The 20,924-nt window shown below is 48.6% G+C and carries 17 protein-coding genes; 5 read left to right on the top strand and 12 right to left on the bottom strand.

The genetic code is table 11. The annotated features are described in order from the left end of the window. The first annotated feature begins 135 nt into the window (after positions 1-135). Positions 136-1,452, top strand: a complete 1,317-nt coding sequence (locus tag H6F93_RS24450) for an MFS transporter (protein WP_190686547.1) — start codon at positions 136-138, stop codon at positions 1,450-1,452. Positions 1,453-1,461: 9 nt separating this feature from the next. Continuing rightward, positions 1,462-2,436 carry a glutathione S-transferase family protein gene (locus H6F93_RS24445; RefSeq protein ID WP_190686545.1) on the top strand — a complete coding sequence of 325 codons (975 nt, stop codon included), beginning with the start codon at positions 1,462-1,464 and terminating at the stop codon, positions 2,434-2,436. A 70-nt stretch (positions 2,437-2,506) separates the two neighbouring features. Here the strand turns inward: H6F93_RS24445 and H6F93_RS24440 are convergent, their stop codons facing one another. The 4 genes from H6F93_RS24440 to H6F93_RS24425 all read right to left on the bottom strand — a co-directional run bounded on the left by H6F93_RS24440 (position 2,507) and on the right by H6F93_RS24425 (position 8,351). Continuing rightward, a complete protein-coding gene (locus tag H6F93_RS24440) occupies positions 2,507-4,234 on the bottom strand; it encodes a diflavin flavoprotein (RefSeq protein ID WP_190686541.1) in 1,728 nt (575 codons plus the stop codon). A 16-nt stretch (positions 4,235-4,250) separates the two neighbouring features. Further along, positions 4,251-4,814: a phosphate-starvation-inducible PsiE family protein gene (locus H6F93_RS24435; RefSeq protein ID WP_190686538.1), complete on the bottom strand. Its 564-nt coding sequence runs from the start codon at positions 4,812-4,814 to the stop codon at positions 4,251-4,253. A 40-nt stretch (positions 4,815-4,854) separates the two neighbouring features. Further along, entirely contained in the window at positions 4,855-6,585 is a 1,731-nt protein-coding gene (locus H6F93_RS24430) for a diflavin flavoprotein (RefSeq protein WP_190686534.1), read from the bottom strand. Positions 6,586-6,821: 236 nt separating this feature from the next. After that, positions 6,822-8,351, bottom strand: a complete 1,530-nt coding sequence (locus H6F93_RS24425) for a hydroxysqualene dehydroxylase (RefSeq protein WP_190686671.1) — start codon at positions 8,349-8,351, stop codon at positions 6,822-6,824. Positions 8,352-8,607: 256 nt separating this feature from the next. Between H6F93_RS24425 and H6F93_RS24420 the strand changes: the two genes are divergently transcribed. Continuing rightward, positions 8,608-8,790, top strand: a complete 183-nt coding sequence (locus H6F93_RS24420) for a hypothetical protein (RefSeq protein ID WP_190642855.1) — start codon at positions 8,608-8,610, stop codon at positions 8,788-8,790. Positions 8,791-9,011: 221 nt separating this feature from the next. Here H6F93_RS24420 and H6F93_RS24415 read toward each other — a convergent pair whose 3' ends face one another. Both H6F93_RS24415 and H6F93_RS24410 read right to left on the bottom strand, forming a co-directional pair. Next, complete coding sequence (locus tag H6F93_RS24415) at positions 9,012-9,236, bottom strand: hypothetical protein (RefSeq protein ID WP_190686531.1); 225 nt, start codon at positions 9,234-9,236, stop codon at positions 9,012-9,014. Beyond that, on the bottom strand, positions 9,209-9,886 hold the full coding sequence (locus tag H6F93_RS24410; protein WP_190686528.1) for a hypothetical protein: 678 nt from the start codon (positions 9,884-9,886) through the stop codon (positions 9,209-9,211). Before H6F93_RS24410 ends, H6F93_RS24415 begins: the two co-directional genes overlap by 28 nt. Positions 9,887-10,271: 385 nt before the next feature. On the opposite strand from H6F93_RS24410, the gene H6F93_RS24405 reads away from it, so the two are divergent. Together H6F93_RS24405 and H6F93_RS24400 are read left to right on the top strand one after the other, a co-directional pair. After that, complete coding sequence (locus H6F93_RS24405; protein WP_190686526.1) at positions 10,272-12,134, top strand: sensor histidine kinase; 1,863 nt, start codon at positions 10,272-10,274, stop codon at positions 12,132-12,134. A 5-nt stretch (positions 12,135-12,139) separates the two neighbouring features. Next, positions 12,140-13,726 carry a hybrid sensor histidine kinase/response regulator gene (locus tag H6F93_RS24400; RefSeq protein ID WP_190686523.1) on the top strand — a complete coding sequence of 529 codons (1,587 nt, stop codon included), beginning with the start codon at positions 12,140-12,142 and terminating at the stop codon, positions 13,724-13,726. 99 nt (positions 13,727-13,825) lie between these two features. On the opposite strand, the gene H6F93_RS24395 is transcribed toward H6F93_RS24400, so the two are convergent. The 6 genes from H6F93_RS24395 to H6F93_RS24370 all read right to left on the bottom strand — a co-directional run bounded on the left by H6F93_RS24395 (position 13,826) and on the right by H6F93_RS24370 (position 20,913). Further along, on the bottom strand, positions 13,826-14,221 hold the full coding sequence (locus tag H6F93_RS24395; protein ID WP_190686519.1) for a protein tyrosine phosphatase family protein: 396 nt from the start codon (positions 14,219-14,221) through the stop codon (positions 13,826-13,828). A 245-nt stretch (positions 14,222-14,466) separates the two neighbouring features. Further along, a complete protein-coding gene (locus H6F93_RS24390; RefSeq protein ID WP_190642860.1) occupies positions 14,467-15,861 on the bottom strand; it encodes a hypothetical protein in 1,395 nt (464 codons plus the stop codon). Positions 15,862-15,956: 95 nt separating this feature from the next. After that, on the bottom strand, positions 15,957-17,117 hold the full coding sequence (locus H6F93_RS24385; protein WP_242043601.1) for a glycosyltransferase family 4 protein: 1,161 nt from the start codon (positions 17,115-17,117) through the stop codon (positions 15,957-15,959). A gap of 42 nt (positions 17,118-17,159) precedes the next feature. Continuing rightward, the gene (locus tag H6F93_RS24380) at positions 17,160-18,392 is read right to left on the bottom strand and encodes a glycosyltransferase family 4 protein (RefSeq protein ID WP_190642861.1); all 1,233 of its coding nucleotides are present in this window, start codon (positions 18,390-18,392) and stop codon (positions 17,160-17,162) included. Further along, positions 18,389-19,510 (bottom strand): glycosyltransferase family 4 protein, encoded by a 1,122-nt coding sequence (locus H6F93_RS24375; RefSeq protein ID WP_190686516.1) that lies wholly within the window; start codon positions 19,508-19,510, stop codon positions 18,389-18,391. The genes H6F93_RS24380 and H6F93_RS24375 overlap by 4 nt, the downstream gene beginning before the upstream one ends. Positions 19,511-19,644: 134 nt before the next feature. Further along, positions 19,645-20,913, bottom strand: a complete 1,269-nt coding sequence (locus H6F93_RS24370; RefSeq protein ID WP_190642863.1) for a glycosyltransferase family 4 protein — start codon at positions 20,911-20,913, stop codon at positions 19,645-19,647. Positions 20,914-20,924: the final 11 nt, after the last annotated feature.

Below are 20,924 nucleotides of genomic sequence, written 5' to 3'. Positions count from 1 at the left end.
AATCGATTGGGTGAAGCAAAGAAAAGGGGCGATCGCTACTCTTAGAGGGCTATAGCTAGCCACAGAAAACAATGCATGGGTAGAGAATGAAGACGAGGGCTTTTTGAGCCTTACATCATTACCTGCAAATATTTTATGACAAAACTGTTTTACGCTATTCTGGCAAACTCACTGGTGGCATCGCTGACCAACACATTTGTTTGGTTTGCGGTCACCTTTTGGGTGTATCTGCAAACCAAATCTGTGCTAGCTACATCAACGATGGCAGGCATCTATGTAGGAACCGTAGCCATCTCTGGATTCTTCCTGGGGTCGCTGGTCGATCGATATAAGAAGAAAACAGTGATGATGCTTTCAAGCATTTGTTCTCTCTTTTTATATATCCTTGCCTACCTCATTTTTATTTTTACTCCGACCTCTACTTTTACTGATCCTGCCAGCGTGGTTCTTTGGGGATTCATCATTCTTGCGTTAGTGGGGGCGATCGCCGGAAACCTTCGCACCATTGCCTTACCCACACTGGTGACAATCCTAATTTCTGAAGCAGAACGGGACAAGGCAAATGGTCTAGTGGGTACCGCGAATGGAGTTGCATTTCTAGTTGCTTCTATCTTCAGTGGAATGGTGATCGGATTTCTCGGCGTATCTTGGATGCTGATTTTTGCGATCGGACTGACGCTTCTCACCATTCTGCATTTAGGGACAATGTCTATTCCCGAACAGAGGGTTATCCATACTGAAACTCAAGCCAATCAGATTGATATTCGTGGCACAATTCGCGTCATTCGTCTAATTCCTGGACTGTTTGCATTAATTTTCTTCAATTGCTTCAACAACTTCTTAGGCGGAGTCTTCATGTCGCTGATGGATGCCTATGGTCTATCACTCGTTTCAGTGCAGGCTTGGGGCATTTTATGGGGATTCTTGAGCTTAGGCTTCATTGTAGGCGGGCTATGGGTTGCCAGAAATGGCTTAGGGAAGAACCCTCTGCGAACGTTGTTTCTAACTAATATCGTGATGTGGATTATTGCCACTTTCTTCACGATTCAGGCATCTATTATTCTGCTGTCCGTCGGTATGTTTGGGTATCTCTGCCTAATTCCAGTCGTTGAAGCTGCGGAACAAACCATCCTTCAAACTGTAATCCCACTTGAACGTCAGGGACGAGTATTTGGCTTTGCCCAAAGCATCGAGCAAGCCGCCTCACCACTCACCGCCTTTATGATTGGTCCGATCGCCCAATTTATCTTCATTCCGTTTATGACAACAGGTGCAGGTGTAGATCTGTTGGGCGGTTGGTTTGGCACAGGAACCGATCGCGGAATTGCACTTTTATTTACACTCACTGGATTGATCGGTTTAACGGTGACGCTGATGGCAATTCGATCGCATTCTTATCAAAAACTATCCGTAAATTACCAAAAACATTTGATGTTAAACCATTATGGTTAGGAGAAAATTATGGCTACAGGCATGATGATCGCAGGCAAGTGGACAGCCCATAGGAATCAATCTGATTCCAGCGGTAAGTTCAAGGAAATACCGACGACGTTTCGCGATCGCGTCACTGCTGATGGGTCAAGCGGGTTTAAAGCCGAAGCAGAGCGCTATCACCTCTACGTTGCTTTAGCTTGTCCGTGGGCACATCGCACCCTCATTATGCGAGAAATCAAAGGGTTGAATGCTGCTATTTCAGTCTCGATCGTTGATCCGATCATGGGCGAGAACGGCTGGGCATTTTCTGAAGCAGCGGGAGCTGTTCCTGACTCGGTGAATCATGCTCAATACCTGCAAGAAATTTATGTGAAAGCAAATCCAAAATACACTGGGCGAGTTACCGTTCCAGTGTTGTGGGATAAGCAAACTCAAACCATCGTAAACAATGAATCCTGCCAAATCATGCGAATGTTTGACGTAGAGTTTGCAGCATTGGCAACACAGAAAATTGATTTGTACCCACGCGACCTTCAGCAAAGAATTGATGAAACAATCGACGCGCTTTATTTGCCAGTCAATGTTGGAGTATATCGTGCTGGTTTTGCCACTTCACAAGCAGCCTATGAAGAGGCAGTAATTGAACTCTTCGAGCATTTAGATCACTGGGAAACTGTTCTGAGTCAGCAGCGGTATTTGTGCGGCGATCGCCTCACAGAAGCCGATATTTGCATGTTTGCAACCCTATATCGCTTTGACTCTGTGTATTACAGTCATTTTAAGTGCAACTTACGGCGAATCCTCGACTATCCAAACCTTTGGAATTATCTCAAGGATCTCTATCAGCGTCCTGAGTTCAAAGCGACCTGTAACTTAGACCATACGAAACGCGGCTACTACAAGAGCATGACTGATATCAATCCAAATCAAATTGTACCTAAGGGACCAGTTATCGATTTTGAGGAATCGCACGATCGCGATTCGTTTCACAAAGTTTCGTAGGCTTACCTTTGACAAAAGGATAGCTGCTTTGAAGCACCTATTGCCTGCTGCCCTACGCAGGCAAATCTGATCAAGTAGAGCTACCTGACTTGCGGTGAGCAATAGCGGTGATGCCTTTGGGTTCCAGAACTTGCCCGCCATCTACGGTGGCGTAAATCAGCCAGCGATCGCCACAGCTCATCCGCTGCTGCACGGTGCATTCCACAAAAGCCAGAGCATCATTGAGAATCAGACAACCGTTGCTGGCAAGCTGAGTGTCAAGTGTGGCAAACGGATTCATCCCGGGTTGGCTATGGCTGGAAAAGTGCCGTCTCAGGTTGCGTCCTTCTTTAAGAATGTTAAGCACAAAGCGATCGCCCGGAGACGTGAGCTGCTCAGCGTTTTGGTCGGTAGCGACAGACAGCATCAATCCCGGTGGATTAAAAGATGCCTGTGACACCCAGGAGGTGAGGATGCCGCTGTGGTCGTCACCCGATCGTGTCGTCACGACGCAGAGCGAACCGACGACGCGCCCGATGGCTTGAGCAGTGCGATCGATTTGGGTTGGGGCAATGACTTGACGGGGCGATCGCAGTTTTCGGGTTGTCTTTAGAGCCTGGGCAAACTCAGCCCCCGCTGCTTCACAACTTTGCAAGCTGGTCGCATCAGGACTAAAGCGAACCCGGATTGGTTCAAATCCAAAGCGATAGTTGGCATCCTGCAACTTTGTTTCAATTAAGTCGATCGCCTCGCCGCTCCAGCCATAGGAACCAAACACGCCTGCCAACTTCGTTTTCGCCGCTGCTGATAGCACCAATCCCAAAGCAGTTTGAATTTGGGTTGGCGCGTGACCGCCTAAAGTCGGAGAACCAATGATGAAACCATCGCACATTTCAACCAATCGCGTGATCTCAGTAGGTTCTGCTTGTTCACAGTTGATTGCCTCGACCGCTACGCCTGAGCGAATCAAGCCCTGGGCGATCGCTTGTGCCAAGGTTGCCGTATTGCCATAGGCAGAAGCATACAGCAGCGCGACTCTCAGCTCCTGCGATTTTTGCTGCTGGCACCACTGGCGATAGTCATGGCTGAGGCGGCTCAGGCTGTAGCGCACGATCGCCCCATGCCCAGGCGCATACGCTTTAGCAGAAAAAGGGGCAATCTTGTCGAGCGCAGCTTCAACCTGTTTGGCTTGGGCAGCGTACAGGCAGTCAAAGTAGTAGCGGCGATCGCCATCAAGCTGCTTCCAGTTTTCATCAACTATTTCATCGGCACACAGATGCACGCCAAATAGCTTGTCGGTATAAAGCATTTGCGTCTGCGGGTCATAGGTGCAGAGCCCATCTGCCCAGCGTGGTGTCGGAACAGGAATAAATTGCAGGTGATGCCCCTGCCCCAGATCCAGCGTGTCATCCGATCGCACAACTTGAATCTTCCAGTTGGAATGGGTTGCTTTTAAAGCAATCGCAGCAGGCTTAGAGCAAACAATCGTGACTTGGGGTGCTTTTTCGAGCAGAACGGTCAGCGTTGCGATTCGATTGGGATTCACATGACCCAAAATGATGTAGTCAAGTTTTGCAAGATCTATTTGATGCTCTAGTTCCTGCACAAAAATTTGAGTGAATGATTCTCCTGGCGGATCGATCAGGGCGGTGCGATCGCCCCAAATCAGGTAGGAATTGGCGGTTGTGCCTCGCTGACGGGCATATTCCACCTCAAACTTAAGACGGTCCCAAGTGCGCGATCGCAGAATTGTAGTGTGCGAACTAATTTCGGCAACCTGAACATCGCGCTGACTTTGGGCAAGCGTGTTATGAAGCATGGTCTTCTCCTTATCCTTACAGTTCTGAGCGATCGAGGATAGTAGCAATGGGCGTAGTCATAGCTGCGCGCAGTCCAGATTCTGCCGTTTCATCGGCATGGCGGGCACGATGGCGACGCGAAACTTGTTCTTCGGGATCAACGCCTTCAAACGTAGGTGGTAGCCAAACGCGCACAATCAGCAGAACCGCCAGCGCCAGCAGAAAAGAGCAGGTTGCTAGTACTTGCGTCCAGGGAGTTTCGAGAATGCCGCGCACAATTACCTCGCGCAAAACGGATACGATCGACACTTCAACCGCAACCCCAATCGACACCCGATGTTCCTGTAAATAAATGATCAACAGGCGAAACAGCTCTACCAAAATTAACAGAAACAAAATATCGGACGTGACATTTTGCAGATCTGCTGGCGGCAATAGTGACAACACCATTTCCCGAAGCTGCATCACCATAAAGCTAAACAGCCCGATGCAAAGTGAAATCACAATCAGATCTTGAATGGCTTCAAGAATGCGAATGACTCCGCCGCTATAAAGTAAATCTGACCAGTGACCTGTTGTATTTCTAAAGGGTTTTTGCATTGAAGAACTCCAAGATGAGGTAGTGCAAGCAATTTGAGGTTCAATAGTGATTGCCAACTTTGCGATGATGCACAGCGGTGAGTGCATCTAACTGGGCAACGCGTCCCGTCTGAACAATGCTGTAGATGATCCAGTGATCGTTATTTTCCAGGCGGCTGGTCACCTCACATTCGAGATAGGCGAGAGCATCCGCTAGAATTGGTGAACCATTTGCAGCGGCATAGGTTTTTACCCCTGCAAAGCGATCGCTCCCGGGTGCAAAGCGCTTCAGAAAGTGCTTCATCAAAGGCTGAGACTTACCTTCCTGAAACACATTCAGGACGAAGCGATCGCCCGGATGCAATAGCGCCTCAATGGCCCGATCTTTAGCAACTGCGATCGCTACACCCAGCGGCTCCAGGCTAGCCTGCGTTACCCACGTCGCAACCATAGCGCTGGAAACATCACCTTTCTGGGTGGTGAGTAAATACAGTCCGTTGCTGAGTCTTCCGAGCGCCCGCTCAAGCTGCGAATCAATGGATTTCATCTGCTTGATCGTGCGATCGCGAGTCACCCACTGACCCAGGTCAACCCCTGCTTCATCGCAGATTTGTTCGATTGCCTGCGTTGGTGCTGCTTTCAGCAAAATTGGCGGAAACGCTTCCATTAATCCAATTTCTTCAAACTGGTTGCGTAAAGGATAAATTGGCTCATCCTCACCCCCACCCGACTCAAACAATCCGATCGCCTGCTTGGAATGTGCAGCCGCCAAAATAGTACTCAAAGCGGCATGAGCGCTAATATTTGACTGAGGTGGCATTCCAATCACCAGTCCGGCGGCACTGTTGACTAGCTCACGAACTTCTTGCAGTTCTACAGTCATCAAATCAACCAGTTCAACAGTGGCTTCGGTTTTGATGATGCTATGAGCGATCGCCCGTGCCAACTCCTCTGCGTAGCCGTATTCTTCTGCATAAAACACTGCAATGAACACATCTGCTTTAGTCTGCTCCTGGCTCCACGTCCGATAGGAATCGACCCAGTTAGATAGGTGATGAAGCAGTAATGGTCCATGCCCTGTCGCGATCGTTTGAATCTCTAACTTCTCAATTCGTTTGAGCGCAGCCAACACCGATCGGGCATTGGGAGCCATCAAGCAGTCGTAATAGTATTTGTAATCGGCAGCAATTAGCTCTGGATCTTGATCAAAGGTGTGATCATCGCAGTAATGCATTCCAAATGCATCACAGGTGAAAAGAACACCAGTTTTGTGATCAAAGGTGAAAATGGTATCGGGCCAGTGCAGATTTGGAGCTGAAACAAATTCCAATTCGTGACTCTGACCCAAATCGAGGCGATCGCCATTCTTCACCAGCAGGTGCTGAAATGGCTGATGCACCATATTTTCCAGAAACTGAATTGCCACTTTTGCGCCAACAACGGTAATCTGTGGGGCAAGTTGCAGTACTTCTTTCACCAATCCACTATGGTCGGGTTCGGTATGGCTGATGATCAAGTAATCGATCGACTGTGGATCAATTAAACCTGTCAACAGATTCAAATAAAGTGAGCGGAACTTTTGATGACTTGTATCAACTAAGGCAACCTTATCGCCGCGAATCAAAAAGGAGTTGTAGGTCGTGCCATTGTTGAGGACAAATTCAATGTCGAAGCGCTCTCGATCCCAGTCAAGCGATCGCATTGCAGTTGTTTCGGGCGCAATCTCGATTGTCTGCATCGTCAGACGTGCTGGCGGCTGAACAGCAAGCGGTTGGAGCGTAACTGCAACCATGAAGATTCTCCTCGTAACTTGAGTGTTTCTGCTTCGTTACACTCATCGTGGTTTGAGAACATAGTTTTGTAAAATGTCAATATTCAAAGTTCGCTATAAGCGGTTTTTATATTTTTATTAGCAATAGTTAAGCAAAACTATAGTCTATGTATATCGGAATCGGTATCTCTATCACTCCACCCGCCGAATTGTCTTATCACAACATGGAGTAGTAGCAACCTCTCATCCCTAAGCTTCTAAGGGAGCCACAGAGGCGGCAGAAATTGGCTAGTCCAATCCCGCAAGGCGCGGTTTGTTGAGCGAGCGAATTCGATGTGAGGTTCATCTGGTTCAACTTCAATAATTGGGGCAGATGTCCCCACTCCAAACTGCTCAATCACTCGATTGGCTGCTTCTAACCCGGTGACATACGCCTTCTCCTGGGACCAAGAACCATGACGAGTAATAATCCAATCCCCACTCATGAATAGGTTAGACAAACTTGTTTTTCCCGGCAGCATCGATTGGTAGCTTCCAGGAGAGAAGTGCGTGACCGCTTTAGGCAACCGCACAACACTGCTATCAATCACTTTGGCATGGTGAAATTGAGGAACACAAGTTGCCAAATCCTGATGCACTTTGGCAATGATTTGTTCGTCATCAAGCGGCAACAGTTGATTGGCATGGTAAAAGTCTGCTTCAATCACACTACCGGGTTCATCTTTCCATTCGTCGTGCAGCGTATTCAGATCAAAAAATGTCCAGCCGGTAGTGTTATCAAATCCGAAGCAGGCATTAGAGGGCAAGGGCACCGGAACTTTGCGGTCAAACCAAAGCCGGGTTGCTAGCACATCGATCGCACCCAAATTCATCAAGTCGCAAAATTCAGGCAATTTCCGAAGCACTGAACTGCTACTCACAATTTTCTGCATTCCAGTCACTCCGACAGCAAAAATCACGGCATCTGCTTCAAACACTTCATCCCCGCAGACCACACCAGTCACTTGAGGGCTTGTATCTCCTCCTTCCTGTGACTTGATTATCAAATCAGTGACTCGTTGCTGAGTCAGTACGCGTCCGCCCCTCTGCTCAATTTGCTCAACCCAGGGGCGAAAAATTAAGTCTCCCACGGTACCGCGACACCAGACCACGTCAAAATCCGACTGGTGAGCCAAGATGAAGTAATACAGCATTCCTAACGCTGCCGCCGCTGAACATTGTTCTCCCGGTGCAAACAATCCCACCAATAACATCGGCTCAAACGACTCTTTGTAGAGACGGGCAGAGACTCCAAATTGCTTAAAGAGTTCACGGGCAGTAACCGGGTCATACCGTTGCCAAGCTGCATCTGAGTTGTCAAAATCGACCAGCGCATAGAGTAAGGGTAGGGCAGAGAGGCGATCGCTCAGCGGGAGCCGCTTAAATCGTGTATACAAGAACGTGCCCAGTGGCGTGGGTAGCCGAGGTTCCTGTTGAAAGATAGGTGACTCCACTTCCAGACCTGCTGGGGAATACTGGGAAGAGCGAGTCCAATCGGTAAAAGGGGTTAGACCGAGTTGCTTAACCAGGGAAAAAATGTTGCGGTAGGGATACCAGAAGCCATGAATGCCAGCTTCAATCGATCGCCCCTGGGCTGTCTTCCATCCTGCCACCAGCCCACCTGGGTACCTTCCTGCCTCCAGTAAGGTAACATCATACCCCTGTTGAGCAAGATGGTAGGCTGCTCCTAAACCAGCCCACCCTGCTCCAACGATGACTACTTTGGGACGCTCTTGAGTTTGATGCATCGGTTGAGATCTCTGTTTCACCTGCTTCACAGCATAAGGCTTTCTCGCTAAAGCAGTGTTGACCAAACCCTCATGCTCCGGAATCAGGAGAATCGCTCAGCAAACTCTCTCCTCTGCACCAGCTAAGCGGGTCGGCTTTCCTACCTTCTTCCAGCAAATTCTAATCCTTCTACAAAAACCGAGTAGTCCCTAAGTTAGATGAAGTTTTGCAGGTTTCAGCCCAGCATGAAAAGCATTGTTTTTCATATTAATACCAATGAGAACTGAAGAACCAACTAATCCTAACAACCCTGCTAATGTAACCGGCGAGTCAATTAAGAACAACAAACAAGATCCAGATCCAAAATCCTCTCAAGTGCTGGTCATCAGCACGGCGATAGGCGTTCTCACAATTCTGGTTCTGGCAATCAGCTATTACTACGGTATCGTTCGTTTCTAACTGTCCAATCAACCTTCGTTTGTCCAACAAGTTGGACAAACACATCATCCAGCAATCCTGTTTAAGGTGATGAAAAGATAGCTTTAGATGAGGGCTACAGGTAAAAGGGCATCCTCCTTCGAGGGCGTTCCTTTTCCTGTAGCCTGTTTTGTAGGAACGGTATTGGAAGTTTGGCAAGTAGCGAATACTCCCTATGAGGGAGTATTCGCTACACGCAGTATCTACTGGTTTTCTGCCAGTGCTGAATTTGGCAGTACGGCTGGATCGTCATCAATCGACAGCAAAAATTGAATCAGAGCAGTTTGCTCTTCGGTTGAAAATCCTGCTTTTGGGTCAACCCAATATTCATGTCCACTGCCGTCTACGTTAGTTGCCTGGAGATCAGCGTTGGATTGGTTATTGGCGATCGCCAACTCTCTCAAATCTCGATCCAACAACACTCGCAAACTTGCCTCTGGATCAGGCGGAATATTGCTAATTGAAGTGCCACCCAGCCCCAGTTGCTCAGAGTTAGCAACAACAGAATTTTGCCACCTTTAATTTTGGTTTGCATTCCTAGAGGAAAGGGTGAACCAGCAGGTACGTCTAGTCCTGTGTTTAACAAGGTTCCTGCGGCAAAGTTACGTCCGCCAATGGTTACATCTTCGTCCAGGGGGATTTGCAGATTAGTGGTGTGTTTGCCTCCCAAAGCTGCGATCGCCTTCCCCATACTCACCAGATTAATGGGACCATCGATCGCACCCACTACATCTGTAAAAAAATACTCATTACCAAAAGTCTCTCGATAAAAGGCATCGCGTCCTAAGTTAATTAGATTTTGAGTGATGGCGATCGCCCCATTTTCAGGAGAAAGCTGCTGTTTCCCTTCCTCGGTGAGTGATAGGCGATCGGCTTCTGCTTTGCTGATCGTGTAGCCCAACAAATCATAAGAACCAATCTCTTGAGAAGAAACTTGTGTTACTGGTGTAAACGTACTGCTCAATTTAGGTGGAGCAGTAGGTAAAGCAATTTCAACTCGATAACCCAAAAAACCTACTACAACCAGCAGCGGAATGAGCAACAGCGCTACCCGCAGGGGTTTTGGTAGGGATTTCATTTGATTCACAATTTTCTCCTCTGCCCGCAAGGCTTGAAGACTGCTTCAGCCATATCTTTAAAGTCACAACTAGCAACACGGTAGTTTTGGTGACTGGGATAAACTTCGGTCGAAAGAAAGAATTTACAGCCATTTTCGACTGGGTAAGCCATAGCTTAGGGGCCGTTCGCGAACGGCCCCCACAGGGATATGTGGTTTATCCAAGTAGAAATTGCTGTAATTGCCTTCCCGCCCCAAAATTTTCCTGGCAAAAATAGTGTTGTAGCAACACTCTGATGATGGGTAAGAGTGACTAAAACCTTCTAATCTTCTGCAAAGACAACACGCTCGTACAGTTTCACCCGTAAAGTCTATAGTGTGGAGATGAGCTCTCTCTCCTAGAAACATGCTTATGCTTGACCTGCTCAAAGAGCTTTTTAGTTCAGGAAGCTTCATTCCTCACGGGCATTGTTTTTTGTGGCGACCTGGATTAGTTTGGCTTCACATCGTATCCGACACAACGATCGCCCTCGCTTACTATTCCATTTCCTTAACGCTGGCTAGTTTCATTCAACGGCGAAAGGATTTACCCTTCAACTGGGTCTTTGTTTTATTTGCAGCGTTCATTACTGCCTGCGGCACTTCTCATTTGATGTCAGTTTGGACGCTTTGGCATCCAACCTACTGGCTCTCGGGTGGGGTCAAAGCAATCACAGCCGTTGTGTCTCTAGGTACCGCGATCGCACTTTTTTCATTGGTGCCCAAAGCATTAGCGATTCCCAGTTCGCTAGATCTTGAAGTGGCAAACTGGGCGCTGCAACAAGAAATTATAGAGCGTCAAAAAGTTGAAAGAGAACTCACCTATACCAAAGATTTGCGAGAGGCAGTTTTTAACGAATCTGCAGACGCTTTATTCTTAGTTGATCCGCAGACGCTACACACCGTAGATTGCAATCGACGGGCAGTAGAACTTTTTCAAGCAACTGACAAAGCCGAGCTAATTGGTATCGAGGGGCATACTTTGCAGCGATACCAATTTTCTACTGATGAGTTAGAGGCGATCGTCTCCCAAATTCAGTCAGCAGGGTTTTGGAGCCAGGAACTTGAGTATGTAACCTGCAAAGGAAACTTTTTTTGGGGCAATATTGCAGCCAAACCGATTGCCGTTGCTGAACGCACCTTTAATTTAGTGCGAGTCACAGACATTACTGAACGTAAGCACATCGAAGCTGAGCGTGAGCAAGCTGAACAAGCCCTAAAAATTAGCGAAGCCCGTTATCGTGGCATTGTAGAAGACCAGACAGAATTGATTGCTCGTTTTCTAGCAAACGGTGACATTGTGTTTGTGAATGAATCCTACTGTCGCTACTTTGGAGTCCAGTCAGAGAAAGTGATTGGCAGAAGCTATGAGCCCGTGATTTTTGAAGAGGATCGAGAAGCCGTTGTCCAACTCATTGCTTCAATCAGCCCAGAAAATCCTGTGGTGATGATTGAAAATCGGGTAGTTATCGATGGTGAAATTCGCTGGACGCAATGGAACAATCGAATGCTGTTTGACGAGCAGGGAAAATTTGTTGAGTTTCAATCCGTTGGGCGAGACGTGACTAACCTCAAACACACCGAAGAGCGCCTTCAAGCGTCTCTAAAAGAGAAAGAGGTGCTACTAAAAGAAATTCACCATCGAGTTAAGAATAATTTGCAAATTGTCTATAGCTTGCTACGGTTGCAGCGCCGAAAACTAAAGGATCAGCTAGCCGCCAATGCTTTACTTGAAAGCCAAAGTCGGATTGAGTCGATTGCCCTGATCCATGAAAAGCTTTATCAGTCTGAAGACCTGTCCCACATCAACTTAGCAGAGTACATTCCCAGTCTAGTTACAAACCTTTTTAGTACTTATAACCTCAGCCACACGCAGATTGCAGTGCGGACCGAAATTGAACCCATTTTCCTAGATATTGATAAAGCAATTCGCTGCGGATTAATCATCAATGAGCTGTTGAGCAACTCTCTTAAATATGCGTTTCCTGACAGGAACCAGAACAATCTATCGATACACTTACAGCTTTTTACAATTTCTACAGGAGCAGAAAAATCAACCATTCAGTTGAATATGAAAGACAATGGGGTAGGGATTCCAGATCATATCGATTTTTCTCGACCTGAAACGTTAGGTTTACAGCTTGTTCAAGGTTTTGTAGGTCAGTTGAAGGGAACCCTGGAAATGCAGCGGCAGGGTGGTACGGAGTTCCGGGTTCTATTTCCAGGGTAGGTGCAATGATGAATGATGCAAATGTACCCTCCTCGGCTTCGGCGCGGGTACTCATTGTTGAGGATGAATGGGTTGTGGCGATCGACGTGAGAGATTGCCTGGAAGAATTGGGCTACACAGTAGTGGCGATCGCCGCTTCAGGTGAAGAAGCCATTATCAAAGCCAAAGAGCTGAAGCCAGATGTTGTGCTGATGGACATCCGCCTAGAGGGAGAGATGGACGGAACTCAGGCAGCCCAAGTAATCTGGCAAGAACTCCAAATTCCCATCATCTACGCTACTGGGTATTCAGATCGCGCCACCGTTGATCGCGCCACCGAGACCGAACCGTTTGGTTATATTATCAAGCCGATTAAAGAACGTGATCTGTATATTGCCATTAAAACTGCACTGCAACGGTATGGACGGGAAGCCCAACTCAGGGAACAGCAAGAATGGGCAGCCACAATTCTAAAAGCGATCGGAGACGGAGTCATTGTCACCGATGCTGAAGGACGAGTGAAGTTCCTTAACCTCGTCGCAGAATCACTGACGGGATGGCAGTTTCAGGAAGCGATCGATCGCCCCTTAACAGAGGTGCTTCCCCTGATACATCACCAGACGCAGGTTCCCCTAAGCGATCCGCTGATGGAGGTGTTGCAAACGGGGACAGTTACCTATCTAGTAAACCCAATTTTGTTGGTCACCAAAGACGGCAGACAAGTGCCAATCGCAGACAGTGCTGCCCCAATCAGAGACAGTGCAGGAAACATCACAGGGGCCGTCATGGTTTTCCGGGAGGTGACGGAACAGAAGCCCTCCGAAGAAAGATCCTTCTCGCTGCTGCGAGCGCAATTGTTAGAACAGCAAATAGAGGAACTTCAGCGCTTATCTCAGTATAAAGATGACTTTTTAAGCACGGTTTCCCATGAGTTGCGATCGCCCTTAGCCAATATCAAAATGTCGATTCATCTATTGGAGATGAACTTAGATCGACGCAATCTTTTAACCTCAGAAGCAGAAGTAGATGCCCAATCACAACGAGTTGGACAATACCTGAACATCCTACGGGAGCAGTGTGATCAGGAACTCGATTTGGTCAACGACCTGCTGGAACTACAGCGTTTAGAAGCAGATAGGGCTCCCATGGATTTAGTCCCAATTGAGGTGGTGGAATGGCTTTCTAACATTGCAGCCGTGTATCAAGAGCGTGCCCAAGAGCGGCAGCAAAGGCTACAAGCCTTTCTACCTTCTACACTGCCACCGCTCGTTTCAGATATCGCAATTTTGACGCACATTGTGCGAGAGCTACTGACTAATGCTTGCAAATATACACCACCCGGAGAAGCGATCGGGATCAACGCCCAGCAGGTCGGCGAGCAACTGCAATTGATAGTGAGCAATTCTGGCGTCGAAATTCCAGCAGAAGAACTGCCTCGCATTTTTGACAAGTTCTACCGGGTATCGGGAAGCGATCGCTGGAACCAAGGCGGTACGGGTTTAGGACTGGCACTGATCAAAAAACAAGTAACGTATTTGGGCGGCTCAATTCGAGCAGAGAGTAGCGCTAATGAAGTGCGCTTTGTGATTGAGCTACCTTCTAATGCTAATTAGTATCAGTCCCACCTAGAAACAGCAGCAGTCCGACCGACTTTTGCATAAAAGGCTGAAAATTTAGGAATTCAAGGAAGCAAAATACGGCGTTCCGACAACTCACGAGCCATCATTGAGTAAGCCCAATTTTGTCACTTTCTGGAATGCATCTTCCGTCCTCATCCCTTGCTTCATTGCAACCTGCATAAGCGCGATAACCGATGCTCGGATGCCGGTATCGCAGTGAACAAGCATCGGTTTGGGCAGGTCAGAAATTTGTTGAATGAGCCGCAACGCTGTCTCAGGAGTTAAATGACTCGACTGAATTGGATAATTAACGTAGCGTAATCCTAATTGCTCTATTTGAATCTGTTCGTCATTCCAAAATCCTGCCTCATCAGGCGATCGCAGATTGACGACCGAGCGATAACCTTCTTCAACTAACTGGGGTAGCTTATCGGGTGCAGGTTGTCCGGCGATCGCCAAATCATTTGTAATCTTCCTGACCGTGTTCATCCGCTTTTCTCCCAGACATCAATGATGGATCAAAGCAACCCCACCATTCCAGCAGAGATTTCACTTTGGCTTCTCATCAATTAATTGTTTTAATAAGGCTGAATGCTTTGATGCTAGAAGAAGAATTTGGGGAACTTGTGAAGATACATTGTGCTAGACGTTGAAATCAAGACAAAAGGGAGAAAAGCAAAGCTTTTCTCCCTTTTGCTATCGCAACCTGGATGGCTACGACTATAGTTTGAGCGTCAAATTGCTTCGATCGGTCCATCTGTGCTGTACATGATCTGACGAGCCGAGATTTGGCGCGATCGCCGTTCAATTCGGTGTTCCTGCCAGCGTAAGCCAATCACAGCCATCATCGTTAACATATACCCAGGCTCTTCCAGCTGAGTAAAAATGAAACCATTGATTAGCACAGTAAGCAAAATAAACTTACAGAAATCATCGATGCAAATTCGCTGCCAAATGATTGAAACAATGTAGAGATAGGCAGCCAATCCTAGAAAACCAGTATCTCCCCAAATACCTGCCCAGCCCCACAGTGGCGAGAAGAAGCTGGAATCTAGATAATATCCGCGCCAAGTTGCCCAGACGGCCTGGCTAGCTGGATGAATAGTGCCACCTAGTGGCATTAATAGATATCCATAGTCTATCAACATCCAGCCGCCCAACCGCCCGATAGTGTGCCCTGGTCCAAGTCCAAAAAACCAGTTCAGGAATGAGGTGTAATAGGACGGAATGATCCGAAATGGGCCTGACTTGAGTACCGTTGCATCTCCATCTGGACCGTAAATTTCGGGTCTAATCCAGGTTTTGAAGGCTCTAAACTCGTATAGGTTTTGGATACACCAGTATAGGATATAGCCAATTACAGCAGCAGCGATCACATACTGGAGCGTAACTCTGATGTCTTTTACACTCAACAAAATCAGGATAACCCAGGCCAGTAGAAAGACCATCAATACTTGCTTTGCATCGGCAGATACCAGCAGGAAAAAGGCAACCAAAACAATCGCAGACCGAAGCCAAATTGGAACAGACTTGGCGCTGATAAAGTAATACAGACCGAAGGACATGTAAACGAAAGCAGAGACAACATGTCCGCCTCCTGAAACATAGAAGACTCCTTGAATGTTGTCTTCTCGGGTTAAGTCAGCTTGAAGCTCAAGAATTCTGAGATCCAGCAGAATCTTTTGCCCCATTGCTAATATCAAATGAGTCAGGGCAAACCCCAACATCCAGCGTCGAAAGCGCTGAAAGCTCTCTGCCGAAAATGGGACAGAAATGATTGCTAGCAGCAGGATATACCCTTCAACCAGCAATAGGTAGCCGACAAATACATTAATTAGCCCAGCCTCGTTTAGCAGAGCGCTGGCAGTCATAATAGCTAGAAAAATGAGCAGCCCGACTAAAAGCGCTACCGTAGCTGCAACCTGCCTCCGATCTTTTGCTCGGGCTGTGATAATCACGTAAATGCAGGCCGGTGGAACAACTGCAAAGTGAAGGAAGTTAACTGGTGCAGGCGCACCCACTGCTTCAAGAATTCGAGGAAAAAAGGCAGTCGCAAAGGCAATCAGCAGTAAAACGGAATTTTGCACATACCCTTTTCTTTTCTGGTAAATCCCTGCTTCTACAGTCATCTATCTTCCTCTGCACACAGATTGTTGCAAGCGATGACGCGATCGCCCCTATTCAGCAATTCATAATTCTCAACCTTGCTCCGGACTTTCAAGGTTTAGGCGGCGATCGCCTGAGCTTTAGAGTAAATTTCCAGCAGTGTTTCGTAATTTTTTTGAGCAGTATACTTTGCCTCAAATTCGGCGCGTGCCTCCTGCCGCATTTGAGCAAGCTGGGCTGGATTTGCCAAAACCCATTCGATCTGAGCCGCTAGATCGGCAGCATCACCAGGACGGAAGTGTAAACCTGTGCGTCCTGCATCGACTAGTTCGGCGATCGCTCCAATCTTTGCTGCGATCACTGGAGTTCCCTTCGCAAATGCCTCAACTGCAACTCGCCCAAACGTCTCATACCATTTTGAGGGAAACACCAACACGGTTGCCTCTCCCATCAGGGCGTGAACCTCTGCCATTGGTTTGCGTCCCAGCCATTCCACCTGGGGTAAGCGCTTTGTTGCTTCCACGACCTGATCAACCAGCGGACCATCTCCCACAATTTTGAGCGGCAGCTTTGTCCCAAGTCGTTCCCAGGCTTCCAAAAGCGTATCTAGTCCCTTCTCAACCGAGAGCCGTCCGACAAACAGCGCATAGTTTCCCTGACCCGACCCAACGCCCGGATCGGGATTGACAAAATTGGGCTTCACCACGATCTTCTCAGCCGGAAGACCACCCTCAATGAATTTCTGGCGGGCAAACTCTGTCAGCGCAATGTACAGATCTACTGCTTGCGTCCAGGTTTTCATCGCCCGGTGAGTCGTTAGCATTGTAGCAACACCACCACTCGCAACCACACTGCCTCGGTAGCAGCCATGCATCACGCCTGCATAGGGAATGGGTTTTCCTAAACAGTCTTCACACACTTTCCCTTCTCGGAAAAACAGAGCGTTGGGGCAAAGCAGGCGATAGTTGTGCAAAGTTTGGATCACCGGAACCCCCTCGGCTCTAGCAGCGTAGTAAACCGATGGAGAGATCAGAGGGAAAAAGTTCTGTACGTGAACCACGTCACAAGCCGTTTCTGCCAGTTTTTTTCTCACGGCTTGATAGGTTTCTCCTGACCAGATGGTGGCTGCCATCATGCGGAGTTTACCGATCGCTGCAACGCGATCGTTGTTCTCCTCATAGACCTCTACGGGATGCCCCATCTGTTGCAGCAAACTCACTTCGGCTTCGTAACACTCATCTTCGCCACCGCGAATCTGATAGCGATTGTGAACAGTCATGATTCGCATGAGCGCCGTCTCTCTTGGTATGAATGTCATCAACTACGCGCCTTTGGATACCGTCTCCGCGTAAATTTGAGCCATGTGTTCGCCTCTGGCTCGCCAACTTAGAGTTTCGCGGACTAGCTGTTGCCCCACCTGCGCCATCCGGTTGCGAAGTTCTGCATCCTGAGCAATCTGGGTCATTGCCACAGCCAAATCATTCACTGCCTGATCAGGATTGTGTGCTGGAATTCTTAGACCCGCATCTTTAGAAACCAATACGGCTGGCCCCGACAGATCCAGGCAAATCACCGGACGACCTGCGGCCATTGACTCTAGACAAACCCAGCCACCAGAGTCATGTAGGCTGGGATGTACCAGTGCATGACAGTCTTCTAGCTTGCCGAGGGTTTGTTCACGGGGAAGTCCGCCCCAAAATTTCATTCGCTGAGCAATGCCTAGCTCTTGGGCAAGAGTTTCCAGAGATTGTCGTTCAGGTCCGTCGCCAATTACCCAATATTCCGCGTCGGGTAGGTTTGCTTTGGCGAAGGCACGTAGCCCCAGGTGAAAGCCTTTCCAGTGCAGCAGCCTGCCCATGCTGATAAACCGAACAGGGGAGTCACTGGCTGGTTTGCATTGCGCTAGGCGGGCAATGTCAGCTTCGGGCAAACCGATCGCAGGCATGATTTGCACGTGATCAACACCCATCTTGTAAAGCTGCTGGGCGGTGTCTTCAGTGGTGGCTTGAATGATAGCGCTGCGTCTAGCCGTGAGCCGGACAAACGGATCAAGCTCACCCGCAACCCGAAATAGGTCGCGAGCAATTTCGTATAGCTTGGCGCGAGGGCTAAAGTCTTGCCAAAATGCTTTGGGTGCCACTTCTCCACCCGCAACGGGACCCCAGACAAAGGGAATGGGCAGCAAAGAGAGGAAACTGGGACTAGAATGTTTGGCAAAGGTAACATGGTGAACCAGGTCAAAGCCAATTTCCTGGTGCAACCGTCGCGCCTCGAAGTAGGCTTGGATTTGCCAGAGATAGTGGTGAAGCTGCATCGCGCCTGCTTGCCCCCAGCGCAAACTATCCTTCCAAAACGGCAGCGTGAAGTAGACAAAGTGGAGATTGGGCACTGGGTTGCGGGCTAGCTCTGCCTCGATCGCCTCTCGGCTTTCATCGGGACGGGTCAGTACCCAAACTTCATGATATCGGGCGGCTTCTCGTACCGTGTTCCAGCCGATTCCTGGTTCTGACCCTTTGCCGGGTTCACAGGAGTAGGCAGACATCAAAATTTTCATACGCGGGACGGCTCCTTTAGCAGCTTCTCGTAAATTTCAGCGATCTGTTCTGCTGTTTTTTCCCAGGTAAATGCTTTGACTCTTTGCAGTCCTTGGTTAACCAATTCCTGATAAAAACCTGGATCACTGTGTAAGCGGCAAATGGCAGCGGCGATCGCCTCCCAATCTTGCGGGTCAACCAAAACCCCTGCATCTCCCACCACTTCGGGCATCGCTGAAACATTGGACGTAATTGCAGGCGTGCCACAAGCCATTGCTTCTAACAGCGTCATACCAAATCCCTCATGCAGGGAAGGCGCAACCAGAATATTCGCCGCATTGTAAAGCTGAACCAGCGTGGACTTATCAGGATTTCCCAGATAAGTAATATGGGGTCCAAGTCCTTCCGCCTGAATGAAAGCCTTCTGTTCGTCGTCAAAGTCCGCTCCTGCCTTCCAGAACAAGAAAGGGAACTCCTTTTGACGCAAAATTGCCAAGGACCTGAGAATGGCTGAGATGTTTTTACGAGGATGATTTGAACCCACATTTAGCAGACAAACCGTTTCTGGGGAAGCGCCCTGTTCCTGTCGAAACAACTCACTTTCATGCTTGGGTAGGGGTCGAAACCCAGACTCCACCGCATTGGGCACTACAGAAATCCGGGCTGGCTCAACGTTGAGAATTTGGGAGGTATCCTTGGCTGTGACCGCCGAAACTGTAACCACATGATCACAGTCCTGAAGCCCGCGTACCGAATACATCCACATCCCATTACTGACAAAGGGCACCTTGACTGAACCGCGCAGGTTGTCCTTATAGAAGAAGTTGATCAGGTCGTGACACGTCACCATCACGGGTTTGCCCGCCTTTTTTAGCCCATACACAATGTGGGCTTCGCTATGGTCGATGACGTGAAAGACATCTGCCTTTTGCCGCCGCACGGTGCGAGGAAAGTTCCAAAACCGTTCGTAGAATTTTTTTGCTCTCAGGAGTAGAGAACGGCTGGTGCGATCGAGGGGCACAGGAGCTAGTTCAACCACCTCCCAATCGGGGCGAACGGCTCTTAGTCCTGCCGCCAGTCCGTCGGCGTAGACATCCATACTGAAGTTGGGCATGGTTCGCGCAATTACAATCCGCATCGCTCCCCTTTGATATCAATTCTTAGTTTTGGGTCGTAGGATGCGTTACGCAGTGCTAACGCATCACTCAAGCTCTTTCGGTGCGTTATGCTGGCGCTAACGCACCCTACTGGTGCTACCAGAAATGAACGACGTTAGGGCGTTTTCACCGGGGTAGTACCTTCTGCAAGCTGTGGTGATGTGTGTTTTGCCTGATTTGGCGATCGCTGCCGCTCACTTTTGATTCTGCCGATGGTTTCCATCAAGGCATTTAGCTCACAGTTGAGGTCTTGCCCACAGAACACTTCTCTGGCGCGATCGCTATACACTCGACGAGTTTCATAATCTGTTAGTGCCAACACTGCCTTGACCAGCGCCTCAACATTGCCACAGGGATAAACCAGCCCGTTATAGCGATGCTGAACCGTGTCACTGTAACCCCAGTTGCCGCAGCGATCGCTCAAAATTGGCGGACAACCTGCCGCCATTGCTTCAGAAATCACCAGTGGATGAGGGTCATTGTGAGACGTTGAGATAAACACATCGGTCGCTGCGTAATACAGCGGTAGTTTGCTCTGGTTCACAAAGCCCACATTCAACACTTCACCATTGAGGGATTCCAAGCGTTGATTAATTGCGTCAGTCAACTCACCGCCGCCAATCATGATGCCTCTAACGCGAGGGTCAATTTGGTGCGCTTTGGCGATCGCCTCAATAAACTCAAACGGATTCTTACGCTCAATGTATTTGCCCGTAAAGCAATACAGGATGGTGTCTTTGTCCCAGCTTAGCTTTTCGCGAATTTGCTGAATTTCGTCCTGATTGTGAACGATCGTTTGTTCGTAGCGATCGCGGTCAACCGGATAGCAGCCCCGCACCATCTTTTCATCAGGTACGCCATAGTGCCGCAGGTAAATCGCATTGTGGTCACCGCTAGAAACCCAGTGATCCGCCAAGCTGTACATCCAGGGATACAGCATTGACATCACAATCTTTCGCAACCGACTGTAGTGATTGTCAGTAATGATGGTTGCGTCATTCTGCATGATGATGGGAATGTCCCGCAGCTTGCAGAGCAAAATTGCCAGTCGATAGGAGTAGGTGTAAAAGCTAGGCAAAAACACTGCATCGACGTTTTGACGCGTCAAACGGCTGAGCAACCCTGGGTTGAGCAATCCTTTTTCAATCTTGTCGGCAATCTTACCATCCCAAGTTTTTAGAAACTCATTGTGATAGCCGCCTGTGAGGTCAACATCCCAGGGTTGAGTGCTGCCAAGGTGGCGATCGCCACTTACCTGGTTTTCATTGCAGAGATAAAAAGCGGAGACTGAGACTCCGGGCTGTTCATTTAACTTTTGCCACAGCGGGGCGTGGTGCTGAGTGGGGTGGGTAAATACAACCCCTAAGCGAAATGTGTCTTGCATGGTTTAACTCA

This window comes from Leptolyngbya sp. FACHB-671 (assembly GCF_014695745.1).
Classification (GTDB): domain Bacteria; phylum Cyanobacteriota; class Cyanobacteriia; order Elainellales; family Elainellaceae; genus JAAUTN01.
This window is presented reverse-complemented; position numbering and strand designations above follow the sequence as displayed.